Below are 21516 nucleotides of genomic sequence, written 5' to 3' on the forward strand. Positions count from 1 at the left end.
CTAACCTCGGCTCCACGGGCAGTGATGCGAGCAGCGACACGGGCTGTGACGCGAGTGGCGAGGCGGAGGCACGACGGTGACCGAGCAGGACAACGAACTTCGGACGGGATCAGGTTCCGGCCGGGACGGCGACAGCACCTCGCCGAGGGTCAGGCTGCGCGACCGCGACGCCGAACTGCGCTCCGTCGAAACGGCCGTCGACAAACTCTGCTGCGAATTCGCGGCCGGCGGCACCGAGATCGGCGAACTGCTCGCCTTCTCCGGCCGCCCCGGCATCGGCAAGACCAGCCTGCTGCACGAGGTCCGACGGGTCGCCAAACTCCGCGACCGCGCCACCGTGTTGTTCGCCCGCGGCGGCGAACGCCAGTTCAACGAGCCCTACCACGTGCTGCGCCAGCTCCTCCAACCCCTCCTCACCAGCCTGGAGCCCGACGAGTTCCGCCAGGTCATGGGCACCTGGGAGGAGGTCGTCGGACCGGCCATGGGCCTCAAGCGGCCCAAGGCCGGCGCCCGCCGCCTCGACCCCCAGGGCGTGCGCGACGGCCTCGACTACGTCCTCACCCAACTCGCGCCGCGCCGGGCCCCGCTGGTCATGATCGTCGACGACCTGCACTGGGGCGACCACGAGTCGCTCTCCTGGCTCACCCAGTTCGCCGTCCGCTCCCGCGAACTGCCCGTCCTGCTCGTCTTCGCCTTCCGCGAGGACGAGAACGACTGGCCGACCGAGATCCAGCAGCACCGCAAGGCCGTCCTCGGCCTCGCCACCAGCAAGCACGAGCTCAACCGGCTCTCGCTGGTCTCCGTCACCGACATGATCCGCGCCGAACTCGGCGACAAGGCCGAGGACGCCTTCTGCTACGAGTTCTGGAACGTCGTCAACGGCAACCCCTTCGAAGCCGTCGCCCTGCTCGACCAGGTCCGCGACCAGGACCTCGAACCGGTCGAGGAGAACTCCCAACAACTGCGCGAACTCGCCGTCGACGCCACCGGAATGACCCTCAAGAGCTGGATCGACCGGCTCGGCTCCGGCACCCTGCGCTTCGCCTGGGCCTGCGCGATGCTCGGCACCGACATCCGGGTCGACCTCGCCACCCGGATCTGCGCCCAGACCACCGAGGGCGCCCGCGACGCCATCAAGCAGCTGCGCAAGCAGCGCGTGCTCACCCAGACCCCCAACGGCAACCTGGAGTTCGTCCACCCGCTGATCGGCAGCTCGATCTACAACACCATGCCGGAGGCCACCCGCACCGGCATGCACGGCGTCGCCGCCGCCGAGATCGAGAACGCCGGACTCGGCCTGCTCGCCGCCTCCCGCCACCTCGTCGAGACCTTCTCCGGCGAGGGCGACGACAAGACCGTCCGCAAACTGCGCCGGGCCGCCGTCGAACACCTGCTGATCGGCGCTCCCGAAGCCGCCCAGCGCTGCCTGCACCGGGCCCTCAACGAACCCCCGGCCGACGACATCCGCGCCGAGGTCCTGTACGAACTGGGCTGCTCCGCGCTGCTCACCGACCCCGTCGCCACCGTCAACCAGCTCAAGCTCGCCCTCGACCCCGACGAGGGGCCGCTGCGCCCCGAACTGCGGGTCGACGCCACCTTCCGGCTCTCCGAGGTGCTCGCACACAGCGGCGAACTGCGCCAGGCCGCGGTGGTCTGCCAGGACGAGGCCGAGCAGACCGCCGACCCGGCCGGCCGACTCCGGCTCCAGGCAGCCTCGTTCATGTGGCACGCCTTCCGCAAGTCCGAGGACGACGGGCCCGGCCGCTCCACCCGGCTCGGCCTCATGTGCGACGGCCTCAGCACCCGCGACGCCGCCGACCGGGCCGTCCTCGCGATGCGCGCCTGGGACCTCACCCTGCGCGGCGCCCCCTCCGCCGAGGCTCTGACCTACGCCGACTCGGTCCTCGACGCAGGCCGACTGCCCAAGGGACTCGGCTGGACCAACAGCACCTGGGGCTTCGAACTGCCCTCCATGCTCGGCCTCACCTACACCTACAACGACCGCATCGCCCAGGCCGAGCGGCTGTTCGCGGACGCCATCATCCAGTTCGAGGTCGCCGGGTGGAGCGGTGCCCACCGGGGCTTCGCGTACTTCCTGATGGGCCTCGCCCGCTTCCGCCGCGGCCTGCTCGCCGAGGCCGAGGACTTCCTGCGCCGCGCGCTGCGACTGTCCGAGCGGATCGGCCCCAAGCTGCCGCTCGCCTGGGACGCCGTCGGCGTCCTGGTGGACACCCTGCTCGCCCGCGGCCGGACCGAGGAGGCCTGGGAACTCGCCGTCAAGTTCGGCTTCCACCCGCCGTACCACGCGACCGCGATGGTGCTGCCCGACGCGCCCTCGCTGTACGGCAAGCTGCTGATCGCCAAGAAGCGCTACGCCGGGGCGGCCGCCGCACTCACCGAGGCCGGCGCCCAACTGGAGGCCCGCGGCTGGCACAACACCGTATGGGCGCCCTGGGCCGGCCACCTCGCCATCGCGATCGCGGCCGACGAGCCCGACCGGGCCCGCGAGTACGCCCACAAGGCCGTCCAGGACGCCCGTACCTTCGGCACCGCCTCGGCGATCGGCACCGCGCTGCGGCTGAACGCCCAGATCGAGGACGGCCAGCAGGCGGTCGAACTGCTGGAGCAGGCCGTGATGTACCTCGGCCAGTCGCCGGCCGGGTACGAGCACGCCGTCGCGCTGGTCGACCTCGGCGCCGCGCTGCGCCGGGTCGGGCGGCTGGAGGACGCGCAGGAGTACCTGTACCAGGGCATTGAACTGGCCCAGCACTGCTCGGCCGAGGGGCTGGTCGACCAGGCGCGGCGGGAGCTGGCCAACTACGGCCTGCGGCCCAACCGGCTGGGGCTGCGCGACTTCCGGGAGACGCTCAGCCAGCCCGAGTGGGAGGTCGCCAACCTCGCGGTGCAGGGCGTGCCGCCGCAGCGCATCGCCGACGAGCTCGGCGTGCACCTCAGCCTGGTCAACCGTCGACTGGCCGCGGTCTACCGCAAGGCGGGCAGCGGGCCGGACGGCCTGGCCTCCGCCCTTGGGCTGCCGACGCAGCCGCGCGGGGCCACCCGGCCGGGGGCGGAGCCCGAGGAGGAGTAGCCGTGGCGGCCCGGGCGCGTGGGCGGCGGGCGCCCGGGCGGCGCGCGGAGGCACGGGAGCGCTCCCGGGGCGGTCGCCGTCGCTAGGCTGACGCAGACGTGGGGGTCGCCGCGGCGACCCCCTGGACGGACCCGGAACCGGGGCGGTCACGGCACCCGCGACCGCCAGTGAGGAGCAGGCCATGGCGAGCGAGGCCACCAGCGTGCGGCACGAACCCCTCGACCCCTCGGGCGTGGGCGCCGCGATCGAGCGCTGGACGCTCTCCGCCGGCCCGTACGAGGCGAGCGTGCTCACCCTCGGCGCCACCCTGCACACCCTCACCGGCCCGGACCGCGCCGGGCGCCCCGCCCAACTGCTGCTCTCCACCGACCAGCTGACGCAGATCCTCGGCCCGGCCCGGCACTACGGCACCGTGGTCGGCCGGTACGCCAACCGGATCGACGGCTCCAGGATCACCATCGACGGCGAGGAGCACCCGCTCGCCCCGACCGGCGGCGGTATCACCATCCACGGCGGGCCGGACGGCTTCGCGCAGCGGATCTGGGAGGCCGACGGGATCGAGGGCGGGGTGCGGCTGCGGCTGCACAGCCCGGACGGCGACCAGGGCTTCCCCGGTGCGCTGGACGTCACCGTCTCCTACACCCTGGACCCGGCCGGCGAGCTGGTGATCGCCTACCGCGCCGCCACCAGCAAGCCGACCGTGGTCAACCTGACCAACCACGCGTACTTCAACCTTGCGGGTGAAGGGAACGGCGACGTCCTCGGCCACCTGCTCACCCTCGACGCCGACGCCTACACCCCGGCCGACGAGCGGCAGATCCCGTACGGGCGGACCGAACCGGTGGCCGGCACGCCGTTCGACTTCACGGTGGCCACGCCGATCGGCAAGTCGGTGCACGACGACCACCCGCAGCTGGCCGGGCCCGGCGGCTACGACCACAACTGGGTGCTCCGGGCCCGGCCGGCCGACGGCGGCCCGGCCCGGGCGGCGCTGCTGGAGGACCCGGTCAGCGGGCGCACCCTGGAGGTGCTGACCACCGAGCCGGGCGTCCAGGTCTACACGGCCAACAAGTTCCAGGGCGCGGTCACCGGCGCGAGCGGCGTCCCGTACGGGCCGTTCGCCGGGATCGCGCTGGAGACCCAGCACTTCCCGGACTCCCCGAACCACCCGGCGTTCCCGAGCACCGTGCTGCGGCCGGGGGAGGAGTTCCGCTCGACGACCGTGCTGCGGCTGGGCGTCAGCTGAGCGCTCCGGGCGCGTCCGGGGTGAGGTCCCGCTGGGGGTCCTGCCGGGGGTCCCGTGCGAGGTCCCGGCGCATGCAGAGCCGGGGCCAGCGGTCGAGACCGTGCTCGGCCTCCTTGCGGCGGATCTCCCGCAGGCCCGGGGTGAGCTCGTGGTCGGCGAGCGGGCGGAAGCCGCAGCGGGCGTAGTAGGGGGCGTTCCAGGGGACGTCGGCGAAAGTGGTGAGGGTGAGCGCGGGGGCGTCGGTGCCGGCCGCGAGGTGTTCGATCAGTGCCCGGCCGATGCCCCGGCGGGCGTGGTCGGGGTGGACCGACACCTGTTCGATGTGCAGGGCGCCGTCCACCGGCTCGGCGAGCAGGTAGCCGGCGATCGGACCGGGACCGGGCTGCTGGGGCAGGTCGGTCCCGTGGGGCAGGTCGGCCGCGTCGGGCAGGTCGGTCCCGTGGGGCAGGTCGGTCGCGTCGGGGACGGCGACCAGGGCGACGCCCGCGTCCAGGTAGTGGGCCAGCTCGTGCGGGGCCGGTGGTTCGTCGTCGGCGATCTCCGGCATGCCGATCGCGGCGAAGGGGGCCCCGGCGGCCCGCTCCAGTTCGCACAGCAGCGGTAGTTCGTCCCTCATGGCGGCTCTGATACGCATGCGTTCAGTCTGCTGCAAGCGGTTTTCGGCCAGGGATGGTGGTGCTCTCGGCCATCCGGTACCGGATCGAAACGGGTGAACCCGGACATTTGGTCGCACTGTCAACTACCGTGCGGCTACGTCCAGGACACGTGGGCGTAACGATCGCCGTTTCTTGCAGAAACTTGCTGCAAGGACTTTCCGTCGCTATTGCACCGCTGTTAACTTCCTTCCGAGCCCGACGGCAGCAACGGTGCAGTCGGCACGAGGCAGCCATTATGCGCCTGTCTCCGAAGATCTCGGGCACCCCCACCCTCCCAAGGAGTTCTCATGCGGCGTGGCATCGCGGCCTCTGCCCTCGTTGTGGCCCTCGCGGTCTCGATGGCTGCCTGTGGCAGCAGCGGCTCCAGCTCAAACGGCAAGGCCGACGGGCCGGTCACCCTCACCTACTGGGACACCTCGAACGCCACCAACGAGGCGCCGAACTACCAGGAGCTGGTCAAGAAGTTCGAGGCCGCCAACCCGAACGTCAAGGTCGACTTCGTCAACGTCCCGTTCGACCAGGCGCAGAACAAGCTCCAGACCGCCATGGGGGCCAAGGGTGCTCCGGACGTGTTCCGCTCCGAGGTCGGCTGGACCGCCGCCTTCGCCAAGGCCGGCTACCTGGAGCCGCTCGACGGCACCCCGGCCGTCGCCGACACCTCCGCCTTCCAGCCCAGCCTGATCCAGCAGGCCAAGTTCGACGGCAAGCTGTACGGCGTGCCGCTGGTCACCGACACCCTGGGCCTGCTCTACAACAAGGAGCTGTTCGCCAAGGCCGGCATCACCGACGCCCCCAAGACCTGGGACGAGCTGAAGACCGACGCCGCCGCGCTCAAGGACAAGGCCGGTGTCGACGGCTTCTGGCTGAAGGCCGCGGACGGCTACTACGCGATGCCGTTCCTGTTCGGCGAGGGCACCGACACCGTCGACGCCGCCGGCAAGAAGATCACCGTCACCTCGCCGGAGGCCGTCAAGGCCATCGAGACCTACAAGACGATGTTCACCGCGCCCGGCATGGCCAAGGCCGACGTCACCACCGACGCCTACGCGCACATGATGGACGCCTTCAACAACGGCAAGGTCGCGGCCATCGTCCAGGGCCCGTGGGAGATCACCAACATCTACAAGGGCGCCGCGTTCGCCGACAAGAACAACCTCGGCATCGCGCCCGTCCCGGCGGGCTCCAGCGGCAAGTCCGGTGCGCCCACCGGCGGGCACAACATCTCCGTCTACGCCGGTGCCGACCAGGCCCACAAGGCCGCCGCCGAGAAGTTCGCCGCCTTCATGACCTCGGCGGAGAGCCAGGCGTTCATCGCGCAGAAGAACTCCACCCTGCCGACCCGCTCCGACGCCTTCACCGCCGACGTCAAGGCCGACCCCGGCATCGCCGGCTTCCAGGCCGTCCTCGGCAGCGCCAAGCCGCGCCCCGAACTGCCCGAGTACAGCTCGCTGTTCTCCTCGCTCGGCACCAACCTGGGCAAGGCCGTCCAGGGCACCGGCACCCAGGACGCGCTGAACACCGTCGCCACCGACTACGCCAAGCTGCTGCCGGGCTTCGCCAAGTAGTCGCCGTCGGCCGTCCGGGCCGCCGCCGCTCTCGCGGCGGCGGCCACCCGGCGGGCCCGGCGGCCGGACCCGCTCTCCCCGAGACTTCCCCCCGAGAAGGTGTCAATCGATGTCAGTCGCCGTGCAGGGCGCCACCGGCAAGGGCAGCCCGGAGCGCGAGCAGCGTCCGGGCCTGCTGGAACGCGTCAAGCGCTCCTACGCCAAGCACTGGTACGCCTACGCGATGATCGCCCCCGTGGTGCTGGTCCTCGGTGCGCTGGTGCTCTACCCGCTGGTCCAGGGCCTCTGGCTCACCCTGACCGACGCCAACAGCCTCAACGTCGCCCGCAAGATCGGCGTCAACGAGATCCCGGCCAGCTACAACTTCGTCGGCTTCCACAACTACGCCGACATCCTGTGGGGCCCCGGCTCGTACGACCGCTTCTGGTCCCACTTCGTCTGGACCATCGCCTGGACGGCCATCTGCGTCCTCCTGCACTACACCCTCGGCCTGGGCCTCGCCCTGCTGCTCAACAAGAAGCTGCGCGGCCGCGCCGTCTACCGGATGCTGCTCATCCTGCCCTGGGCCGTGCCGACCTTCGTCACCGTCTTCTCCTGGCGACTGATGCTGTCCGACGGCGGTGTCGTCAACAGCATGCTCTCCTTCCTCCACCTGCCCGAACCCGGTTGGCTCACCGACCCGTGGGCGCAGAAGTCCGCCGCGATCCTGGTCAACACCTGGGCCGGCGTGCCGTTCATGATGATCTCGCTGCTCGGCGGCCTGCAGTCGATCCCGGCCGAGCTGTACGAGGCCGCCGAGATGGACGGCGCCACGCCGTGGCAGCGCTTCCGGTACGTCACCCTGCCCGGGCTGCGGGCCGTCTCCTCCACCGTCGTCCTGCTCGGCGTGATCTGGACGTTCAACCAGTTCAACGTCATCTTCCTGCTCTTCGGCACCGGTGCGCCCGACGCCCAACTGCTGGTCACCTGGGCCTACCGGCTCGGCTTCGGCCAGATCCCCCGGGACTACGCGCAGTCCGCCGCCTACGGCGTGATCCTGCTGTCCATCCTGATCGTCTTCACCGCCTTCTACCGGCGCTGGCTCGCCCGCAACGAGCAGGCCAACGGCTGAGGCCCCGGACCCAGTTGACCCACGAAGGCAGGTACCCCCGATGAGCACCACCACCGAACTCCCCACCCCCGCGACGACCGTGGCCCCGGCCGCCCGGCCGGCCAAGGTCCGCCGGCGCGGTGAGAGCAGCCTGCTGGCCAGGGCGCTGTCCCACGGCACCCTGATCGTGGCCGGCCTGATCGCGCTGTTCCCGGTGGCGTGGATCCTCTTCGTCTCGCTCGGCCCGGACAAGACCGACTACCTCCACCCCGGCGCGATCCTCGACAAGCTCACGCTGTCGAACTACCACCACGTGCTGTTCGACACGGACTTCTTCACCTGGTTCGGCAACGCCCTGCTGGTCTCCGGCGTCACCACCGTGTTCGGCGTCCTGGTCGCCGCCACCACCGGCTACGCCGTCTCCCGGATGCGCTTCCCCGGCCACCGGCCGCTGATGTGGTCGCTGCTGGTCACCCAGATGTTCCCGATCGCGGTGCTGATCGTGCCGATGTACACGATGCTCTCCGACCTCGGCCTGCTGGACAGCTACCTGGGCCTGATCCTGGTCTACTCGACCACCACCGTGCCGTACTGCGCGTGGCTGCTGAAGGGCTACTTCGACACCATCCCGGTGGAGATCGACGAGGCCGGCCGGGTCGACGGGCTCAGCCCGTTCGGCACCTTCTGGCGGCTGGTGCTGCCGCTCGCCCGCCCGGGTCTGGCGGTGGCCGCCTTCTACTCCTTCCTCACGTACTGGGCCGAGGTGCCGTTCGCCTCCACCTTCATGCTCAGCTCCGACAAGTACACGCTGGCCGTGGGCCTGCAGACCTTCGTCAGCGAGCACGACGCCCAGTGGAACCTGATGGCCGCGACCGCCGTGCTGATCGCGATCCCGTCGGCAGCCTTCTTCTACCTGGTGCAGCGTCACCTGGTCACCGGTCTGACCGCCGGTGCCTCCAAGTCGTAACGCTCCTCGCTCCTCTAGTCCCCAAGGGATACCGTCCATGACCCAGAACCTGGCCGACACCTCCCGGCCTGCCGCCGACGCCGCCGCCCACGAGGCGGTCACCCCGGCTCCTGCGACTGGCGGCGCGTCCAGAGGCTGGTGGCGGGACGCGGTCATCTACCAGGTGTACCCGCGCAGCTTCGCCGACTCCAACGGCGACGGCATGGGTGACCTGCCCGGCATCCGCAGCCGCCTGCCGTACCTGCGCGACCTCGGCGTGGACGCGGTCTGGCTGTCGCCGTTCTACGCCTCGCCGCAGGCGGACGCGGGCTACGACGTCGCCGACTACCGCGCCGTGGACCCGATGTTCGGCAGCCTGCTGGACGCCGACGCGCTCATCCGGGACGCCCACCAGCTGGGGCTGCGGATCATCGTCGACCTCGTCCCGAACCACTCCTCGGACCAGCACGAGTGGTTCCAGCGCGCCCTGCGCGAGGGCCCCGAGTCCCCGCTGCGCGAGCGGTACCACTTCCGCCCCGGCAAGGGCGAGAACGGCGAACTGCCGCCCAACGACTGGGAGTCCATCTTCGGCGGCCCGGCCTGGACGCGCAGCGAGAACCCGGACGGCACCCCCGGCGACTGGTACCTGCACCTGTTCGCCCCCGAGCAGCCCGACTTCAACTGGGAGAACCGGGCCGTCGCCGACGAGTTCCGCTCGATCCTGCGGTTCTGGCTCGACATGGGTGTCGACGGCTTCCGCATCGACGTCGCCCACGGCCTGGTGAAGGCCCCCGGCCTGCCCGACCTCGGCGGCTCCGACCAGCTCAAGCTGCTCGGCAACGACGTCATGCCGTTCTTCGACCAGGACGGCGTGCACGAGATCTACCGCAGCTGGCGCAAGATCCTCGACGAGTACCCGGGCCAGCGGATCGGCGTCGCCGAGGCCTGGACCCCGACCGTCCAGCGCACCGCCAACTACGTGCGCCCCGATGAGCTGCACCAGGCCTTCAACTTCCAGTACCTGGGCACCGGTTGGGACGCCGCCGCGCTGCGCGAGGTGATCGACGTCTCGCTCGACTCGATGCGCCCGGTCGACGCCCCGACCACCTGGGTGCTGTCCAACCACGACGTCACCCGGCACGCCACCCGCTTCGCCAACCCGCCCGGCCTCGGCACCCAGATCCGCACGCCCGGCGACCGCGAGCTCGGCCTGCGCCGGGCCCGCGCCGCCACCCTGCTGATGCTCGCGCTGCCCGGCTCCGCGTACATCTACCAGGGCGAGGAACTCGGTCTGCCGGACGTCACCGACCTGCCGGACGAGGTCCGCCAGGACCCGTCGTTCTTCCGCAAGGCCGGGCAGGACGGCTACCGCGACGGCTGCCGCGTCCCGATCCCGTGGTCCGGCACCGAGGCCCCGTACGGCTTCGGCCCGGTCGCCGGCGGGCCGTCCTGGCTGCCGCAGCCGGCCGAGTGGGCCGCGCTGAGCGTCGAGGCGCAGACCGGCGACCCGGCGTCCACCCTGGAGCTGTACCGCAGCGCGCTCGCCGTCCGCCGTTCCCAGGACGACCTCGGCGCCGGGACGGCCGTGGAGTGGCTGGAGGGCCCCGAGGGGACCCTGACGTTCCGCCGCGGCTCCTTCGTCTGCACCGTCAACGCCACGGACGAGCCGGTCCGGATAGCGGCGCCCGGAAAGCTGCTGCTCTCCTCGGTGGAGCTGGTGGTCGACGGCGGCGAGACGGTGCTCGCGCCGGACAGCACCGGCTGGTGGGCGGTCTGACGTGGTTGCAATAGGCTCTGGGACCGTGACTACGGCGCGACTCTCAGACATCGCGGCGCAGGCGGGGGTCAGCGAAGCCACCGTCTCCCGCGTACTCAACGGCAAGGCGAACGTCTCCGCCGCCACCCGGCAGACCGTGCTGGCGGCGCTCGACGTGCTCGGCTACGAGCGGCCGACCCGACTGCGCCAGCGCAGCGCCGGCCTGATCGGGCTGATCACGCCGGAGCTGAGCAACCCGATCTTCCCCGCACTGGCCCAGGTGATCGAGCAGGTGCTCAGCCGGCACGGGTACACCCCGGTGCTGTGCACCCAGACACCGGGCGGGTCCACCGAGGACGAACTGGTCGAGATGCTGGTCGACCGGGGCGTGGCGGGCATCGTCTTCGTCTCCGGGCTGCACGCCGACTCCACCGCCGACCACGACCGCTACGCCCGGCTGACCGGGCGAGGGGTGCCGTTCGTGCTGATCAACGGCTACAGCGAGCGGATCGACGCGCCGTTCATCTCGCCGGACGACCGGGCCGCGATGTGGATGGCCGTCCAGCACCTGGCCGAACTCGGGCACGAGCGGATCGGGCTGGCGGTCGGGCAGCGGCGGTACGTGCCGGTGCTGCGCAAGATCGAGGGCTTCACGGCGGCGATGCGCGAGGTGCTGGGACGGAGCCAGGAGGAGGCCGAGGAACTCGTCCACCACACGCTGTTCAGCGTGGAGGGCGGGCACGCGGCGGCCGGCGCGCTGCTGGACAAGGGCTGCACGGCGATCGTCTGCGGCAGCGACATGATGGCGCTCGGGGCGATCCGGGCGGTGCGGCAGCGTGGGCTGTCGGTGCCGCACGACGTCTCGGTGGTCGGCTTCGACGACTCGCCGCTGATCGCCTTCACCGAGCCGCCGCTGACCACGATCCGCCAGCCGGTCGAGGCGATGGCGACCGCGGCGGTGGACGCGCTGCTGGAGGAGGTCGGCGGAAACGCGGTCCAGCGCGGGGAGTTCATGTTCCAGCCGGAGCTGGTCATGCGCGGGTCCACGGGGGCCTGCGCGCGCTGAGGACGGTCAACGGACGGGCCCCGGAGAGCAGTTGCTCTCCGGGGCCCGTTGTGTGCCGCCAGGGTGCCGGGTCAGCCGTCAGTTGTCGGCTGTCACCCGTCGGTCGTGCTCAGACCCGGCCGGCGAAGTCCGGCGCCCAGTTGGCGACGGTCTGCAGGCGCACGCCCGAGCTCGGGTTGGCGGCCTCGACGTACTGGCCGCCGCCGATGTAGATCGCGACGTGGTAGACGCCGGAGTTCTGGCCGTTGTTGGACCAGAACAGCAGGTCGCCCGCCTGCAGGCTGTCCAGCGAGACGCGGGTGCTGGCGGCGGCCTGGTCGGCGGCGACGCGCGGGACGGAGACGCCCGCGGCGCGCAGCGCGGCCTGGGTCAGGCCGGAGCAGTCCCAGCCGCCGTTGCCGGTACCGCCGTAGACGTACGCCTGGCCGACCTTCGACTGGGCGAAGGAGACCGCGGCGGCCATGCTGCCGGTGGCGGCCGGGGTCTGAGCCGGGGTCTGAGCCTGGGCGGCCGGCTTGGAGTCCGGCTTGGTGGCCGGGGCCTGGGGCTGGGCGGCCGGCTTGGCGCTCGCGACAGCGCCGTTGGAGGTCTGGCCGGACTTCTGCGAGCGGTCGAACCAGGTGAAGTCCGAGCCGGACGTGGCCGACGAGCCGGAGCCGGACCGGTCGGCCTGAGCCGACTGCTGGGCCTGGCCGCCGTCCTTGAACGAGAGGCGCTGGCCCGGGTAGATGGAGTCCGGGCCCTCGGTCAGGGTGCCGCGGTTGAGTTCGTACAGCCGCTGCCAGCCGCCCTGGAGGTTGTGCTTGTCGGCGATCGAGGACAGCCAGTCGCCGGAGGCGACGGTGTAGTCGTCGGCCTGGGGCTGGGCGCTGTTCCGGGCCTGGCTCTGGCCCTTCTGGGCCGAGGTGCCGTTGGTGGAGTCGGCGGGGGCCTGCGCCTGGTCCTGGGCCGGTGCGGCCGGCTTGGCGGGCTTCGCGGCCGGGGCCGGGGTCTGGGTCTGCGCGGGCTTGGCGGCCGGGGCGGCCGGCTTCGCGGCGGGCTTGGTGGCGGTCGAACCGGCAGCCGAGCCGGTGGTCGAGCCGGCCGAGGTGTCGACGGCGGCCGGGGTGCCGCCCTTGGTCAGGCCGGCCTGGACCGAGCACACCGGCCAGGCGCCGGGGCCCTGCGAGGCGAGGACCTTCTCGGCGACGGCGATCTGCTGGTCCTTGGTGGCCTGGTTGGCCTGGGGGGCGTAGGCGGTGCCGCCGAAGGCGGCCCAGGTGCTGGAGGTGAACTGCAGGCCGCCGTAGAAGCCGTTGCCGGTGTTGATGCTCCAGTTGCCGGTGCTCTCGCACTGGGCGACCTTGTCCCAGGTGGCGACGGAGGCGGCGGAGGCGGTGCCGGAGGTGAGGCAGGGGATGGTGAGGCCGACGCCCGCGACGCCGACGGCGGCGATCACGCGTCGGGTACGACTGGACAGACGGGTGCCGTTGGTGGGCAGCATGAAGACGCAGTCCTCTCCCACGCCTGCGAGGTGAGCTGTCGGATTCGGGCTGGAGTTGCCCGGCCGCGCTGTGGGCGCGGCTTCACCCCTAGCCCTGGATCGTTCCGGGGAACGGTCCGGGGCGACTTACCTGTGGGTCCCCCGCTCCTGCCGTGGTGCGTTTTCGCGCTGCCAGGACATCCGACGGCAGGACTCGGCGTCGCGGATGAACTGGGTTCGTGTGGCCACGAACGGGGAGCACGTTAAGCAGACTTAAGTTCAAACTGCAAACACCTGTGACGCGCATCACGGTTTGGCGAGAACGGTCGTTCCCCTCACTTGTCATGATCGGAAATGACCGATTTCCGGCAACGCCGCGAAGGGTGCGCGCAACTGTCTGCGTTTCAGGAGGCGGGTGACGGTGGGTCGGGTCGCCTGGGGGCCCGCCCGTCGGGAGAGCGGCGTGTCCGCACTGTGGCCGTCGGGGGGTGCGTCGAGCGATGGTGAACAAATGCGGATAGAACGGACATCACACCTATTCGTCCTTTAACTCCCTTACGGGACAAGCGGGAAGGGCCCGGAACGTAGCCGTTCCGGGCCCTTCACACGTGCGGTGACCGCTACTACTGGCCGGCCGACTCCTCGGCGGCGGCGTGAGCGGCGTGAGCGGCGCGACCACCCCGGCCGGAGTGGTCGGCGTGGGTGCCCTCGGCGGCCTCCGCCGCCTCGGCCTCGGCCCGCGTCAGGGCCTCGGGGGAGGGCGCCGGCAGCGCGGCCAGGTAGGTGGAGGCGATCAGCTGGCCGACCGTCGGGTAGGCGCCCAGCGGCGCCGCGGACGGGCAGCCGGTCTCCTCGGCGGCCGTGGCGAGCAGCTCGGAGTCGGCCTCCGGCCCGATCACCAGCGGGGCCAGCGCCGGGCGCTGGGAGCCGGTCTCCTTGAGGTGGTTGACGGCCGCGGCGACCGAGCCCGGCACGTCGAGCGCGGCGGGCACGACCGGGACGGCCAGCCGGGCCGCCAGCAGGACACCGGTGATGCCGGCAGCGGCAGCGGCCTCCTCGCCGCCGACGGTGGTCAGCACGACGCCGTCCGCGGCGGTCGCGATGGCGAACAGCCGGGCCCGGTCGGCACGCGCCAGGCCGGCCTCGGACAGGCGCACGTGCACGGCCTCGGCGAGCAGCGGGTGCGGGCCGAGCACGTCGGTGACGGGGGCTCCGTACTCGGCGGCGAGGGCGTGGAGTTCGGTCAGGAATCCGTGCGGGCCGGGTACCAGCGGCACCAGGACCGGCGCGGGCAGGCCGGCCTCGGCGGCCATGGCCAGCAGTTCGGCGACGGTGCGGTCGTCGCTGTCGGCGCCCTGGGCGGCTTCGCCCGGGAGGTAGCCGACGGCGGTCTGGATGTCGCCCTGCTCGCTGCGGACGATCGACAGCAGCTCCTCGACGACCGAGCGGGACTCGGGCCCGGCGGTCGCGGGCACGGCGAGCACCAGGGCCGGGGATCCGGCCGGGATCTCGGGGCGCTCGGGGCGACGGTGGCGCCCCCGCGCACGGGAGCCTGGAGTGCGGACGGGCAGTGGCGCGCCCGGGATGGCTGCGGTGCTCATGCCGGAGATCGTAGGACATCGGCCCGTCAGGCCTGCATTCGGCTGCCGTTCGAGTTTCACGTGGTCATGGCGGGTGCGCCGCGCTCCCGTCGTGTCCGTCCGGGCGGTTTGCCCGCAATCCGGACATATCTCACCCAGCCTTCGAGCGATCACCGCTGGTTGCCCTGACGTGTCCGACGGGGCGTCGAGTTGCTTCTGTGGCGCGTGAGATGTCTCACAGCCGGGAGGTCGCCTGACGGAGGGTCACGAAGGCGCGACTCCGGGCGTCTGAAGATCAACATTCAGCGGGGAATCGCTCACGGCCGGTTATCGAGAATCTGGCGATTCACTCGGCTATGTCCGTTTACGTACCGTCAGGAGAAGGGTCCGTGAAGAGTTCAGAACTGCCGGTGAAAGGCCTCGTGCACCTGCAATGTCCCGTGCTGATGCACGTGCACAGCAGCTATCATCGCGTCAAGTGAGGCGTTGTGCCGGGCCGGTACGGGGCCGGTCCGTTCGTTCGGCGGGTGCCGGGAGCGCCGCGCTGGACGACCACTCCGGAGCTCTTCGGGAGATTTCTATGCACGACTCGCAGGACACGTACGGCTCGTACGACACCTACAACGGGATGGCGGCCGCCGACCTCAAGGGGGTTGTCTGGCAGAAGAGCCTGCACAGCAACTCCCAGGGGAACTGCGTCGAGTTCGCGGCCCTGCCGGGGGGCGATGTGGCGATGCGCAACTCGCGCTTCCCGGAAGGTCCGGCGCTCATCTACACCCGGGCCGAGATCGCCGCCCTGCTGCTGGGGGCCAAGGACGGGGAGTTCGACCACCTGGCGGTCTGACCGGCCGCCGTCCTGCCATCGGGGGGCCGTCGTGGGTGCTGACACCGCGACGGCCTTTGTCTTGTCCGGGGCCGGTCCGGGGCCACATGGCGGGCGCTCTCGTGGCGGCCGTTCTCGCGGCCGACCGCGCGCAGGTGTGGCGGGTGGTCCCGCGCACGGCTGGGGGCCCGGACGTGGACGGGAGTCGGGCCGCCGGGGTGCCCGGCCGTCGGTCCGGCCGGCTCGTCCGGGAGACAGGCCCGGGAATCGTCGTGGAAATCGCCCTGAGGGCTGGGCCGGAGCCCGTGGCGCACCTGTGCCAGGCCCGCCGATCCGCTCCGCGGAGCCCGGGGTGCGGTCCTCCCGGGGCCTCCCTCGGCCGGCCGCGCGCCGCCTGGCGCTAGGCCGAGCGCCGGTGCCGTCCACCGAGTTCGGAACCGGTGGCCGGCTCCGCCTCGAACAGGGCCCAGACCACCTTGCCGCTGCCCAGCGGGTGCCAACCCCAGGAGCGGCTGAAGGACTCCACCAGGTGCAGTCCGCGGCCGGACTCGGCGACGAAGTCCGCCTCCCGGGCGACCGGGCCGATGCAGCTCGGGTCGCTCACCGCGCAGACCACCTGGGGGGAGCGGTGGACCAGGCTTATTCGGATCGGCAGCCGGCCCTCAGGGGTCGGCTGTATGGGAAAGTCGTACTCGCCCTGGACGCCACCCGCAGGGTCGGGCCGTGCGCCGATCGCATGCCGCAGTGCGTTGGTCACCAGCTCCGAGGCCACCAGCGCGACGTCGTCGAACAGCTCCATCAGGCCCCAGCGCTGAAGAGAGGTTCTGGCGAAGTCGCGCGCGGTTCTGACGGCTTCGAAGCGAGGAGCGAGCGTACAGGTGACCACATGGGGGTCAACCGCCAAAGCCGTACCGGTGCTCATGAAGAGCTCCTCCCATAAGGGGGCGGACACGGCTGGACCCGCCGGGGTCATGCCGGTCACCTCCGACTCGCTCGGCCGCTCGGCCGCCCCCTCGACCAGCGCGCGCGCACACGAACCCCCGGTGGCGCGGGGGAACGCTGCCGGGTCGGTGCACGGAGTCGCGCGTGGGGTCGACGCGGAGCCCGCGGGAATGCCAGGGATGTGCAGGTGCACGTGCACCATGGTGGTGTGCGCTCACTGCAGATGCAAGAGTCGATTCACGTGCAGTCGCACTATTGGCATATGCAAGCGCCGGATGCACGTGCATCCTGGTGTGTGGAGTGTGGAACTGATAGGAACATCCGTCAGTATCGGCACCGTGAGCGCTCAACTGATGGCAGACTGTGCGCTGTTTGCCCTAGGTGGAGGTTTCGACCGCATGACCACAGTTCAGCCGGGCGGCGGCTCGATGGTCCGCCGGATCCTCCTCGGTTCTCAGCTGCGTCGCCTGCGTGAGACGCGCGGCATCACGCGCGAGGACGCCGGCTACGCGATCAGGGCCTCGGAGTCCAAGATCAGCCGCATGGAACTCGGCCGCGTCAGCTTCAAGGAGCGCGACGTCGCCGACCTGCTCAGCCTCTACGGCGTGGACGACGGCCTGGAGCGGGAGGCACTGCTCGGGCTGGTCCGCGAGGCCAACAAGTCCGGCTGGTGGCACAGCTTCAACGACGTGCTGCCGGGCTGGTTCCAGACCTACGTCGGCCTGGAGGAGGCCGCCCAGCTGATCCGCACCTACGAGGTGCAGTTCATCCCCGGACTGCTGCAGTCCGAGGAGTACGCACGGGCGGTTTTCGGCCAGAGTCGGCCGGTCGTCAGCGAGGAGGAGATCGAGCGGCGGGTCAGCCTCCGCCTGCGTCGCCAGAAGCTGCTGACCGAGGGCGCCAGCCCGCGACTGTGGGCCGTGATCGACGAGGCCGCGCTGCGCCGCCCCGTCGGCGGGCCCAAGGTGATGCGCGGCCAGGTGCAGTACCTGATCGACGTCGCCGAGCAGGCCAACGTCGTGATCCAGGTGATGCCGTTCCGATTCGGCGCGCACGCGGGGGAGTCCGGGGCGTTCACGATCCTGCGCTTCCCTGAACAGGACCTCGCGGATGTCGTCTACCTGGAGCAGCTCACCAGCGCGCTGTACCTCGACAAGCGGGACGACGTCGACGCGTACATCCAGGTCATGGAGCGGCTCTGCGTGGACAGCCTCACGCCGGAGCGGACCGTGGACCTGCTGGCGTCGATCCTCAAGGAGCGCTGAGAGGAACTCCCGGCAGAGCGTACGGGTCCGGCTCCCGCGATCGGTCGCCCGGACACCGAGCCGCCGTCCACCCGCCGTCAGCCGCGGGCCGGCGGCCGTTCGCGTTCCGGCGGCAGTGCCTGCGGCGGGGTGCCCAGTTCCCAGGGCAGGTCGTAGCGGCGGAACAGGTCGGCCCGGATCAGTGCCAGCGGGAGTTCGGCGCCCGGCAGCAGCACCCCGATGCAGCCGCCCATCAGCGCGCTGCGCAGCACCGCGTGCTCGGCGGCCGGGTCCGGTGCGCCCCAGTCGAGCAGCAGGCCTTGGAGGATCGCGCCGAGCTGCTGCTGCTCCGGGTCCTGGACGAAGGCGCCGGAGTCCGGGTCCAGGATCAGCGCGAGGTGCGAGCGCATCACCCGCGGATGCTCCAGGGCGAGGGTGAGAACCGCGTCGATCGCGCGGGCCAGCCGGGCCGCCGGCGTGGCGTCCGGGGTCAGCTCGGCGAGCGCGCCGGAGAGCGACTGGTGCATCATCCGGTGCGTCGCCGACTGCATCAGCAGCCGTTTCCCGTCGAAGTAGTAGGAGAGCAGCCCGCGCGCGAGCCCGGCCCGCTCGGCGATGTCGGTCAGCGTGGTGCCCGCGTATCCGTGCCGGTCGACCAGTTCGACGGTGGCTCGCATGATGCGCAGACGGGAGCGTTGCCGCATCTCCTCATTGACCGAATCCCCGCGAGGTGCCATCGTGTCTGCTCCGAACGTTCGTTGGCTCCGGGCCAATATACTGGCGGAGCCGGTAGTCGCACCGTGAAACCGCGCGCCGGTGGGCGCCGCTCGGGCGCCCGGTACAGAAGACGGCCGGCTCCACCAAAACGGGGGTTTGGTGGAGCCGGCGCCATTGTCCGACGGCGGGGGCCGGGGGGCCGGCCCCGGGCGGCGGTCGACGGTCAGCGGTTGGTCAGGACTTCGGTCCGCGCCGTGCTCGACCCGACCGGGGGGTAATCGTAGTCCCGCACCGGCGCGGGAGCTGACGTCCGCCGCCGGTCGACCAGGGCGCCCACCGCGGCGATCAGCAGGCCGAACAGCGCGACCGCCGTGACGAACACCAGGGCCGGCCGGTAGCCGTCCAGCTGCGCCTGCGGGCTGTCGCCGCCGGCACTGCCGGCGGCGATCATCGCGGTCGCGCCGGCCAGGACCACCGCGGTGCCGACCTGGATCGCGGTGTTGACCAGGCCGGAGGCCAGACCCTGCTCCTCGTCGCCCACGCCGTCGGTGGCGGCGATGTTCACCGAGGGGAAGGCCAGCGCGAAGCCCACGCCGAGCAGCAGCATCGAGGGCAGGACCAGACCCAGGTACGAGCTGTGCTCGTCCAGCCGCAGGAACAGTGCGAACGCGCCGACCAGGGCCAGCAGGCCGATCGGCAGCAGCCTGCCGGTGCCGAAGCGGTCCACGATCGGGCCCATGAACGGTGCCGAGAGCGCGATGAACGCGCCGGCCGGCAGCAGCCCGAGGGCCATCTGCAGCGCCGACCAGCCCAGCAGGTGCTGCAGGTAGAGCGTGACGACGAACTGGAACCCGCCGTACGCGCCGGCCATGGCGAAGGCGATCACGTTGGCCCGGGCGACCGAGCCGTTGCGGAAGATGCCGAGTCGGACCAGCGGGTGGGCGGTGCGGCTCTCCACCAGCAGGAAGGCGGCGGCCAGTGCGGCGACCACGACCAGCGAGCCGACGGTGCGCAGGCTCAGCCAGCCGACGCCCTGCGCCTCGGTGACGGTGAACACCAGCAGCAGCACGGTCGCGGTGCCGGTGATCGCACCCAGCACGTCGTAGCCGCCCTTGGCGCGCTCCTCGGCGGGGCGGGGGAGCAGCCGGACCGCGAAGAGCAGGGCGAGCAGTGCGACCGGAACGGGCATCAGGAACGTCCAGCGCCAGCCGACCGAGGTGAGCAGCCCGCTGAGCACCAGGCCGAGCGAGAAGCCACTGGCGCCGCAGGTGGTGTAGATCGACAGCGCCCGGTTGCGGGCGGGGCCCTGGGCGAAGGTCGTGGTGATGATCGACAGGCCGGCGGGGGCGGTGAAGGCGGCGCTGACGCCCTTGAGGAAGCGGGCGGCGATCAGCAGCCCGCCGTCGTCGACCAGGCCGCCGAGCAGCGAGGCGGCGGCGAAGACGCCCAGGGCGACCAGGAAGACCCGGCGGCGGCCGAGCAGGTCGGCGGCGCGGCCGCCGAGCAGCAGCAGGCCGCCGTAGCCGAGCACGTAGCCGGAGACCACCCATTGCAGGGCGGAGGTGGAGAGGTGCAGCTCGGAGCCGATGGACGGGAGGGCGACGCCGACCATGGAGACGTCCAGGGCGTCCAGGAACATGGCGGCGCAGAGCACGATCAGGGTGCCCCAGAGGCGGGGTGTCCAGCTCAGCCCGCTGGTTGACGGGGCGTCGGGTGACGTGGCGGTCGCGGTGGTCATGGGGAGGACAGTACATGCGTGTGCATTCAATGCAAATGAATAAGATGTGAACACATAATTTTACGGCGCACGTGCTAGGGTGGCACCGTGGCTGATCTCGACTCCCCGGCGGAGGCCGGTCTCGTCGCGCAATGGCGCGACCTGCTGGCCCGGCATGCCGCCACGGCCTGCATGCTCGATCGCGAGCTGGGTGACAAGTGCGGGCTGGGCGTGAGCGAGTTCGAGGTGCTGGAGCGCCTGGTGGAGGGGTGCCAGGGCGGCGGTCATGCGCTGCGGGCGCAGGAGCTGGCCCACACCGTCCACCTCAGCCAGAGCGCGCTGTCCCGGGTGATCGCACGCTTGGAGAAGGGCGGGCTGGTCACCCGGGCGATGTGCGAGAGCGACCGGCGGGCCATCGTGATCACCCTGACCGGGACCGGTCGGGAGCGGTACGAGCAGGCCAGGCCGCTCCATCGCGAGGTGCTCGAACTGACCCTCGGCGCTCCGCTCGGGCCGCTGGGCGAGCCGCCGGCAAGCTGACCTGGTGTCAACTCGGTGGGCCGACGCCCGGATTGGACCTTTCCGAAGGGGTGCGGGCCTTCTCAGAGGAGCGAGGTCAGCCCCGGGGCGACGGCCAGCAGGACGGCCGCGGCAGGTGCGGCGAGGGCGACGACGGTGAGCCGCAGCCGGTGCGGGACGGACAGCCGAGGACGGCCCGCGAGCAGCCGGTCCACCCGCCGCGGGGACTGCGCCAGACCAGGCGGGCAGGAGCCGAACACCCCGCGGTCCAGGTTGAGTTCGGCCAGCGCGAGGGCGGTGGTGTGCCGGCCGTGCCGGCGCGCCGCCCGGTCGTCGGCCGCCAGCTCCACCAGCTCCTCCACCTGGGCCCGGAAGGCACTGAACACGCCGACCCCGGGGAAACCGGAGGCGAGCGCCTGTGCGCACTGCTGGAGCCAGTGGTGCCGGGCCCGGACGTGCCCGCGCTCGTGGCTCAGGACGGCGGCCAACTCCCGGTCGGTCAGCTGTTGGAGGGCGCCGGTGGTGACCACCAGGCGGGAGTCCGGGCCGGGCAGCGACCACGCCTCCGGGCGGACGTTCTCCAGCACCACCAGCCGCTCCCGGCGGCTGCGGGCGGACGCGATGGCCTCGGGCAACTCCGGAGCACGGACCGTGAGTTGAGCATGTCGGTGGTCGCGGATCGCCTTCGCGGAACGGACTTCGCGGGTGAGCGCCAGCACCGTCTGCAGGCCGCCCGCCGCCAGCACCGCGGCGCACAGTCGGCCCCAGCCCTCGGCGTCCTGGAGGCCGTACGCGGCCTCGACGCCGTGCGGGGCGCCCGAGAACACCAGGGCGCGCAGTTCGGGCAGCGCGGCGGAGGCGGCCAGCAGCAGGCCCAGGACGCAGCACAGCAGCACGGCCACCACCAGGCACTGCCACGCCAGCAGCGCCAGCACCGGTTCGCGCTCCGCCCAGCGGGCCCGGGCCAGCAGCCGGGGCGCGACGGTCGAGAGCAGCAGTCCGAGCAGCAGCAGGCCGATCAGGGCAGTCATCGCATGGGCTCCCCGAGTACGCACGGAACGCGACAACGCGCTCCCTGCCAACCTATGCGCTGATGACG

17 protein-coding genes and 1 riboswitch are annotated in these 21516 nt (G+C 71.7%); of the genes, 10 read left to right on the forward strand and 7 right to left on the reverse strand.

From position 1 onward, the window contains the following. Nucleotides 1–76 precede the first annotated feature (76 nt). Both AB0O82_RS23440 and AB0O82_RS23445 read left to right on the forward strand, forming a co-directional pair. A complete protein-coding gene (locus AB0O82_RS23440; protein ID WP_363585887.1) occupies nt 77–3088 on the forward strand; it encodes an AAA family ATPase in 3012 nt (1003 codons plus the stop codon). Between the two features lie 181 nt (nt 3089–3269). After that, nucleotides 3270–4334, forward strand: coding sequence for an aldose epimerase family protein (locus AB0O82_RS23445; RefSeq protein ID WP_363585888.1), 1065 nt, complete (start codon nt 3270–3272; stop codon nt 4332–4334). On the opposite strand, the gene AB0O82_RS23450 is transcribed toward AB0O82_RS23445, so the two are convergent. After that, entirely contained in the window at nt 4327–4968 is a 642-nt protein-coding gene (locus AB0O82_RS23450) for a GNAT family N-acetyltransferase (RefSeq protein WP_363585889.1), read from the reverse strand. The genes AB0O82_RS23445 and AB0O82_RS23450 overlap by 8 nt on opposite strands. A 309-nt stretch (nt 4969–5277) precedes the next feature. Here AB0O82_RS23450 and AB0O82_RS23455 point away from each other — a divergent pair, with 309 nt between their 5' ends. The 5 genes from AB0O82_RS23455 to AB0O82_RS23475 all read left to right on the forward strand — a co-directional run bounded on the left by AB0O82_RS23455 (nt 5278) and on the right by AB0O82_RS23475 (nt 11413). After that, the gene (locus AB0O82_RS23455) at nt 5278–6555 is read left to right on the forward strand and encodes an extracellular solute-binding protein (RefSeq protein WP_063350123.1); all 1278 of its coding nucleotides are present in this window, start codon (nt 5278–5280) and stop codon (nt 6553–6555) included. Nucleotides 6556–6664: 109 nt separating this feature from the next. Further along, complete coding sequence (locus AB0O82_RS23460) at nt 6665–7666, forward strand: sugar ABC transporter permease (RefSeq protein ID WP_363585890.1); 1002 nt, start codon at nt 6665–6667, stop codon at nt 7664–7666. Between the two features lie 40 nt (nt 7667–7706). Beyond that, a complete protein-coding gene (locus AB0O82_RS23465) occupies nt 7707–8612 on the forward strand; it encodes a carbohydrate ABC transporter permease (protein ID WP_363585891.1) in 906 nt (301 codons plus the stop codon). A 37-nt stretch (nt 8613–8649) separates the two neighbouring features. Further along, entirely contained in the window at nt 8650–10368 is a 1719-nt protein-coding gene (locus AB0O82_RS23470; RefSeq protein ID WP_363585892.1) for a glycoside hydrolase family 13 protein, read from the forward strand. 25 nt (nt 10369–10393) lie between these two features. Further along, nucleotides 10394–11413: a LacI family DNA-binding transcriptional regulator gene (locus AB0O82_RS23475; protein WP_208869121.1), complete on the forward strand. Its 1020-nt coding sequence runs from the start codon at nt 10394–10396 to the stop codon at nt 11411–11413. A 109-nt stretch (nt 11414–11522) separates the two neighbouring features. On the opposite strand, the gene AB0O82_RS23480 is transcribed toward AB0O82_RS23475, so the two are convergent. Continuing rightward, nucleotides 11523–12917: a transglycosylase family protein gene (locus AB0O82_RS23480; protein WP_363585893.1), complete on the reverse strand. Its 1395-nt coding sequence runs from the start codon at nt 12915–12917 to the stop codon at nt 11523–11525. Then, nucleotides 12904–13064: riboswitch (cyclic di-AMP (ydaO/yuaA leader) on the reverse strand. Its footprint overlaps the gene before it by 14 nt. Nucleotides 13065–13498: 434 nt before the next feature. After that, nucleotides 13499–14476 carry a hypothetical protein gene (locus AB0O82_RS23485; RefSeq protein ID WP_363585894.1) on the reverse strand — a complete coding sequence of 326 codons (978 nt, stop codon included), beginning with the start codon at nt 14474–14476 and terminating at the stop codon, nt 13499–13501. Nucleotides 14477–15035: 559 nt separating this feature from the next. Here AB0O82_RS23485 and AB0O82_RS23490 point away from each other — a divergent pair. Continuing rightward, nucleotides 15036–15299 (forward strand): DUF397 domain-containing protein, encoded by a 264-nt coding sequence (locus AB0O82_RS23490; protein ID WP_363585895.1) that lies wholly within the window; start codon nt 15036–15038, stop codon nt 15297–15299. Nucleotides 15300–15678: 379 nt separating this feature from the next. On the opposite strand, the gene AB0O82_RS23495 is transcribed toward AB0O82_RS23490, so the two are convergent. Then, the gene (locus tag AB0O82_RS23495) at nt 15679–16200 is read right to left on the reverse strand and encodes an ATP-binding protein (RefSeq protein ID WP_363585896.1); all 522 of its coding nucleotides are present in this window, start codon (nt 16198–16200) and stop codon (nt 15679–15681) included. A gap of 418 nt (nt 16201–16618) precedes the next feature. Here AB0O82_RS23495 and AB0O82_RS23500 point away from each other — a divergent pair, with 418 nt between their 5' ends. Next, nucleotides 16619–17485: a helix-turn-helix transcriptional regulator gene (locus AB0O82_RS23500; protein WP_063350131.1), complete on the forward strand. Its 867-nt coding sequence runs from the start codon at nt 16619–16621 to the stop codon at nt 17483–17485. Between the two features lie 77 nt (nt 17486–17562). Here the strand turns inward: AB0O82_RS23500 and AB0O82_RS23505 are convergent, their stop codons facing one another. Further along, complete coding sequence (locus AB0O82_RS23505) at nt 17563–18141, reverse strand: TetR family transcriptional regulator (protein WP_244293512.1); 579 nt, start codon at nt 18139–18141, stop codon at nt 17563–17565. A 263-nt stretch (nt 18142–18404) separates the two neighbouring features. After that, on the reverse strand, nt 18405–19919 hold the full coding sequence (locus AB0O82_RS23510) for an MFS transporter (RefSeq protein WP_363585897.1): 1515 nt from the start codon (nt 19917–19919) through the stop codon (nt 18405–18407). Between the two features lie 87 nt (nt 19920–20006). Here AB0O82_RS23510 and AB0O82_RS23515 point away from each other — a divergent pair, with 87 nt between their 5' ends. After that, nucleotides 20007–20438 (forward strand): MarR family transcriptional regulator, encoded by a 432-nt coding sequence (locus tag AB0O82_RS23515; RefSeq protein ID WP_363585898.1) that lies wholly within the window; start codon nt 20007–20009, stop codon nt 20436–20438. Between the two features lie 62 nt (nt 20439–20500). On the opposite strand, the gene AB0O82_RS23520 is transcribed toward AB0O82_RS23515, so the two are convergent. After that, nucleotides 20501–21448 (reverse strand): M56 family metallopeptidase, encoded by a 948-nt coding sequence (locus AB0O82_RS23520; protein ID WP_363585899.1) that lies wholly within the window; start codon nt 21446–21448, stop codon nt 20501–20503. Nucleotides 21449–21516: the final 68 nt, after the last annotated feature.

This window comes from Kitasatospora sp. NPDC088264, from assembly GCF_040685715.1.
GTDB lineage: Bacteria > Actinomycetota > Actinomycetes > Streptomycetales > Streptomycetaceae > Kitasatospora.

Coding starts and splice junctions, on each gene's coding strand:
- AB0O82_RS23470 (WP_363585892.1), top strand. CDS start 8,650: ATGACCCAGAACCTGGCCGACACCTCCCGGCCTGCCGCCGACGCCGCC.
- AB0O82_RS23485 (WP_363585894.1), bottom strand. CDS start 14,476: ATGAGCACCGCAGCCATCCCGGGCGCGCCACTGCCCGTCCGCACTCCA.
- AB0O82_RS23460 (WP_363585890.1), top strand. CDS start 6,665: ATGTCAGTCGCCGTGCAGGGCGCCACCGGCAAGGGCAGCCCGGAGCGC.
- AB0O82_RS23455 (WP_063350123.1), top strand. CDS start 5,278: ATGCGGCGTGGCATCGCGGCCTCTGCCCTCGTTGTGGCCCTCGCGGTC.
- AB0O82_RS23490 (WP_363585895.1), top strand. CDS start 15,036: ATGCACGACTCGCAGGACACGTACGGCTCGTACGACACCTACAACGGG.
- AB0O82_RS23465 (WP_363585891.1), top strand. CDS start 7,707: ATGAGCACCACCACCGAACTCCCCACCCCCGCGACGACCGTGGCCCCG.
- AB0O82_RS23500 (WP_063350131.1), top strand. CDS start 16,619: ATGACCACAGTTCAGCCGGGCGGCGGCTCGATGGTCCGCCGGATCCTC.
- AB0O82_RS23445 (WP_363585888.1), top strand. CDS start 3,270: ATGGCGAGCGAGGCCACCAGCGTGCGGCACGAACCCCTCGACCCCTCG.
- AB0O82_RS23505 (WP_244293512.1), bottom strand. CDS start 18,141: ATGCGAGCCACCGTCGAACTGGTCGACCGGCACGGATACGCGGGCACC.
- AB0O82_RS23510 (WP_363585897.1), bottom strand. CDS start 19,919: ATGACCACCGCGACCGCCACGTCACCCGACGCCCCGTCAACCAGCGGG.
- AB0O82_RS23450 (WP_363585889.1), bottom strand. CDS start 4,968: ATGCGTATCAGAGCCGCCATGAGGGACGAACTACCGCTGCTGTGCGAA.
- AB0O82_RS23520 (WP_363585899.1), bottom strand. CDS start 21,448: ATGACTGCCCTGATCGGCCTGCTGCTGCTCGGACTGCTGCTCTCGACC.
- AB0O82_RS23495 (WP_363585896.1), bottom strand. CDS start 16,200: ATGAGCACCGGTACGGCTTTGGCGGTTGACCCCCATGTGGTCACCTGT.